The following is a 4,686-nucleotide window of genomic DNA, read 5'->3' as shown; positions in this document are numbered from 1 at the left end:
GAGAACGACGATGCGGACAGAGGTGCGTCGGCGGTTGTTGCGAGAGCAGGTGATACCACAGTGTCTGGCAAAAGACCTGGATCTGCCACCGCGACGCTTGGGAACGCATCCGAGCATTTGGCGGCGGTGGTTGACGGCGCGAATGCAGGGGCGCGACAGCGTTGCTCAGGGAGAGCAAAGTCAACAGAGGGTCAAGGAGAGAGGGCAAGGTGATGGGTAAGAGGGAAGACGATGGGGGGCCAAAAGAAGTGAGGTAAAAGGAAGACACAAGTGTGACAGAAGTGAAGCGGTGTGGCTTGGGGACACTGGAGAGCAGGGATGCGAGGAGGGAGAGAGTGGCCCATTTTTTTCCGGAAAGAAAGGGGTTGCACTTTTGGGGAGGGAGTGCTCATGTGGGAGAAGGGAAGGTCAACGGAGGCAGTGGGGTGATGAGGAACAGCATTCCACTGGGAGTGAAATGAAGGGTAAGGAAAAGGGACTGATGAGAGCAGGGTCAACAAGTTAAAGCGAGTGAATGCGCATGAGCAGGGGGTAGGAAAGCTAGACGACAAAGCGGGTTCCCTGTGGAGAGGGCTTCAGAGCAGGGTTGAGCAGTCAGGTTATATCACCTTTTTAAGCGGGGGTTAAACCCCTTTAAGGGCGAGTTAAAGTTTGCCGAAAGGATAGGAAGGCTCTGTTAAGGGGGAGGATGCTGATTAGCTGATAGTGGCTGGGAATGTTGCCTGGCTTGTTGGCAGGCAGACGGACAGGCTAAGCAGTGCCCGCTGTGGGGCGAGACACCTCAGACAGAGCATTTACGACGCGGCTTTGAGAGCGGCCAGTATGTGCTGTCATGTGCTGTTCGTCGGAGAGATCTTCCCACAGCGGGCTACTGAGGATAGGCGAGAAGGGCGGACACTCAGCCCGGCTTGCTTGGTTTGAAGGTCAGTCAGGCTGCATTAGGACCCGGAATCTCTGACCATGCTTGGACTGCTGAATCGCGCGCGCTGTCTGTTCGGGTCAAGGTGGTAGGCCCTGACCCGTGCCGTTGGATCCCAGATTGATCTATTCGTTCCAGGTACAGGCTGGTGCTCGCATGACTAGCTACTAGCCGAAGGGCATCGCCGCGCCTGATCTCGCCACGCAGTAAAGCCTCACTGAGGCGATCTTCGATTTCGCCCCGAACGAGCTGCCGCAGAGGACGTGCACCTGCGCTGGCTAGCTGGTCCTGCCCTCGGCTGAGGAGGTAGTCACGTGCACTGGGGCTGATCTCCAGACTGAGACCGAGTCTGGCCAGGTTCTGGCAGCTTGCAGTCAGCAGTTGATCAAGAATGAGTCCCAGATGCGCTTGCTGGAGCGGATGGAATGCCACAATCGCATCGAGTCGGTTCAGCAGCTCGGGGCGAAAGGTATGCTGGAGTCGGGCTAGGAGCTGATGCTGCCACTGTTGTTCCTGCTGCTGCTGCTTGCTCTGCGGCCGGCTGGCGCCAAAGCCTACGCTAACAACTTCTGGACTGCTGGGTAGGCCTGTAGTGAGGATGATGATCGCCTCGCGAAAATTGAGCAGGTGGCCCTGCCCATCGCTCAGATGCCCATCCTCCAAAACCTGGAGCAAGAGGTCATGCAAGAACGGATGAGCTTTCTCGATCCCTTCGAAAAGGACGATGCTCGCTGGCCGCTGGCGAAGGGCTTCGCTCAACAGTCCCGATTCACCATAGCCCTGATAGCCCGGTGGACTGCCAAGGAGACGTTGCACCTGCTGGCGCTCCGAGAAAGCTGCCATATCTAGTCTGATCAAGGCTCTCTCATCCCCTGTCAGAACCTCGGCTAGTACGGCTGCCAGATGACTTTTGCCGACGCCACTGGGACCGATGAAAAGAAACGAGGCGGCGGGACGTCGCGGGTCGCGTAGATTGCTGCGCGCTCGCCGCACCGCTCGGGCGACGGTGCTGATCGCCTCCTCCTGCCCGGCGATACGTTGCCGGAGCAATTGTTCTAGGGAGAGCAGATGGCGAGCTTCTTCGCCCCCGGGAAAGGTCACGCGCAGCCCTGTCCATTGGGACACGATCGCTGCAACAGCTTCCTCGTTCACAAGCGGACGCTTGGGGGTAGCAAGGGCACTCTCATCAGAGAGTGGAAGCAGCTTCTGTGTCAGCCACTCGCTCTCGATGGCCAGAGTACGACGTAGGAGCTGCTGCTCCTGTCGGCGCAGTTCGAGGGCCGTAGGGAAGCGCTGCTGACGAATGGCCAGCTCGCGCTGTGCTCGCAGATAAGCTATCTGCTCGTGAAGCTGACGCAAGGCCATTGGCGGCAAAGCCTGACGCATCCGTAGCGCCGCTGCCGCTTCGTCGATCAAATCGATGGCTTTATCTGGCTGTGCGCGCCCGGCAAGATAGCGTCCAGAGAGGCGTATTGCCGCTTGCAACGCCTGATCGCTGATGACCACACGGTGAAAGGCCTCATAGTGCGGACGCAATGCCTGTAAGATCGCTAGTGTCTCGGCAGCATCTGGTTCGGCAATCAAAACAGGCTGGAAGCGCCTTGCTAAAGCTGCGTCGTGCTCAAAGTAGCGGGCATACTCTTCAAAGGTAGTGGCTCCTATGCATTGAAGATGCCCACGCGCCAGCAAGGGCTTGAGCAGGTTAGCCACATTGGGGGCACTTGCTGGCCCACCAGCGCCGATGAGCATATGAATCTCATCGATAAAGAGGAGAATATCGCCAGCCTCCTTGATCTCCGCCAAAACTCCTTGTACCCGCTCTTCTAGGTCGCCGCGGTAGCGGGTACCGGCCACTAACAGGCCGATGTCAAGGGCTACGACCCGTTTACCGCGCAAACTTTCTGGAACAGCGCCCGCAGCGATGCGTGCGGCGAGGCCTTCTACGATGGCGGTTTTGCCCGTGCCTGCCGCTCCAAGTAACAACGGGTTATGCTTGGTATAACGCAGCAGGATCTGCATCGTGCGCATCAATTCGGCCTCGCGTCCGATCAAGGGGTCCAGACGTCCCTCCAGCGCTGCCAGCGTCAGATCATGGCTTACGCTATTGAGCTCTGGGGTGCGCTCATAACGCTCGCGATAGGCTGCTTGTAAATCGCTGACTACTTGGTTGGATACACTATCCAGCATAGTGCTGTCTTGTGCACCAGACTCGCTTGCTTTCGGAAAAGCGACGACTGCCTGATCTGGCCCTGGCGTGGAGGTGATCAGGGTCTGCAGCCGCGCGCGTACGCTAGAGCAGGTGAGGCCAAAGCCCTCGAGCAGGCCCAGGAGCAGCGCATCTTGGCGATCCTGAACGCTGAGCAGGCCCAAAAGCAGATGTTCTGGACCAATAGAGGTGGCTCCCAGTCTCCGAGCGTGGAGTGTAGCGGCCCGTAAGGCCGCTCGCGTCGCCGGGGAGAGTGTCTGATAGCGGCTCGTGGACGCGCGCTTGTGTTGCCTCTCCAGGACCTCAATGATGCGGCGAAGCAGCGCCGGTCGCAACATGAACGAAGTCAGTAACTGACTGATGAGTGGATCGTTAAGGCGCAGAATGCCGAGCAAGAGCTGTTCATTGCCAATCAGCCTACGATGCCGCTTGCTGGCCTCCTCTCGGGCGTAGTGCAGAGCCAGCCGGGCGGCGGGTGTATAGGTCTCATAAACTTCTTTCATCGATTGAGCCTTGTTCGTCATGTTCTGTCAACATAAGTCCACCAGGTGGAAGAGACCCACTGCTTTTCTCGCTTTCGCCGCCAGCACGCCAGCAGACTGTGCAACGGCTTGAGAAGAGCAAGGGTCTGTGCAAGTAAGCTCATCAATAATCGTTAGGGATAAATACCTCTGCAATACTCTTGTCGGCAGAAGAAGGGCCAACCATAAGGGGAAAATAGTTTTGATCTGCGGATACGCCAGTTTGCTGCAGCACTCGGTAAGGTCTGATCGGGAGGGGGCTTAGTTGAAGAGAGTGGCACTCGCCGCCGATTCACTGCTCCTCTGTTTGCCGCTGACTTGCGCGCTCACCCTGGACTGAAGGACTGAGATATGCTACGATTCTCTCGCACACGTCATCTGAAGTTGCAGTCAAGTACAGTATTGATCAATAAGGCGGAGCAGGGGCAGCCTTGACTGTCTCTGCTCTCTTCTTGCTCGCGAGCTGTGCTTGAGAACATAGGCAGTCTCAGGGCAGCTTACTTAGAGCCAAGCTTTTGCCTGGTCTTTGAAGCGTTGGAGGTCATACTCAATGAGCGAAGAGCAGCAACAAACACGTGTACCGGGGCGCTACGGATTAGATGAGATTGCGGCCAATCGGCTAGAAGCCTGGCCTAATCCGAATCCAGAGCGCGACTACCTCATTCACCTGGAGATCCCTGAATTCACCTGTCTCTGCCCACGCTCCGGCTTCCCAGATTTTGCCACCATCGTCATCGATTATGTTCCTGACCGTTCGGTCGTTGAATTAAAGAGCCTCAAGCTCTATATCAACGGCTATCGTGATCGGCAGATCAGCCATGAGGCCGCCACCAATACCATTCTGAACGACCTAGTAGCCTTGCTAGGGCCGCGCTGGATGCGTGTCGCTGGTGATTTCAACGTCCGAGGCAATATCAAAACGATCATCTTTGCCGAGTATACTGCGCCTGGCTATGCTGGCCCCCGTCCTGACTATCGACGGTACATGACGGGGAGCACGCTATAGACGATCCCGGGCAAGGGTGGGGGAGGGAGGACGC

3 protein-coding genes are annotated in these 4,686 nt (G+C 57.4%); 2 read left to right on the top strand and 1 reads right to left on the bottom strand.

From position 1 onward, the window contains the following. On the top strand, window positions 1-220 hold a 220-nt coding region (locus tag IRZ24_RS16985), incomplete at its 5' end, for a hypothetical protein (RefSeq protein ID WP_297166758.1). Window positions 221-928: 708 nt separating this feature from the next. On the opposite strand, the gene IRZ24_RS16980 is transcribed toward IRZ24_RS16985, so the two are convergent. Next, on the bottom strand, window positions 929-3,628 hold the full coding sequence (locus IRZ24_RS16980; protein WP_297166755.1) for an ATP-dependent Clp protease ATP-binding subunit: 2,700 nt from the start codon (window positions 3,626-3,628) through the stop codon (window positions 929-931). A gap of 568 nt (window positions 3,629-4,196) precedes the next feature. Here IRZ24_RS16980 and queF point away from each other — a divergent pair. After that, window positions 4,197-4,652 carry a preQ(1) synthase gene (gene queF / locus IRZ24_RS16975; protein ID WP_297166752.1) on the top strand — a complete coding sequence of 152 codons (456 nt, stop codon included), beginning with the start codon at window positions 4,197-4,199 and terminating at the stop codon, window positions 4,650-4,652. Window positions 4,653-4,686 lie beyond the last annotated feature (34 nt).

The sequence above is a fragment of the Thermogemmatispora sp. genome, from assembly GCF_019683755.1.
In the GTDB taxonomy this organism is placed as follows: Bacteria; Chloroflexota; Ktedonobacteria; order Ktedonobacterales; family Ktedonobacteraceae; genus Thermogemmatispora.
The sequence above is the reverse complement of the archived record's forward strand: the minus strand, read 5'-3'. Positions and strand labels throughout refer to the sequence as shown.

Excerpts from the sequence above, each read along its gene's own strand:
- IRZ24_RS16980 (WP_297166755.1), bottom strand. The coding sequence starts at position 3,628 with ATGAAAGAAGTTTATGAGACCTATACACCCGCCGCCCGGCTGGCTCTG.
- queF (WP_297166752.1), top strand. The coding sequence starts at position 4,197 with ATGAGCGAAGAGCAGCAACAAACACGTGTACCGGGGCGCTACGGATTA.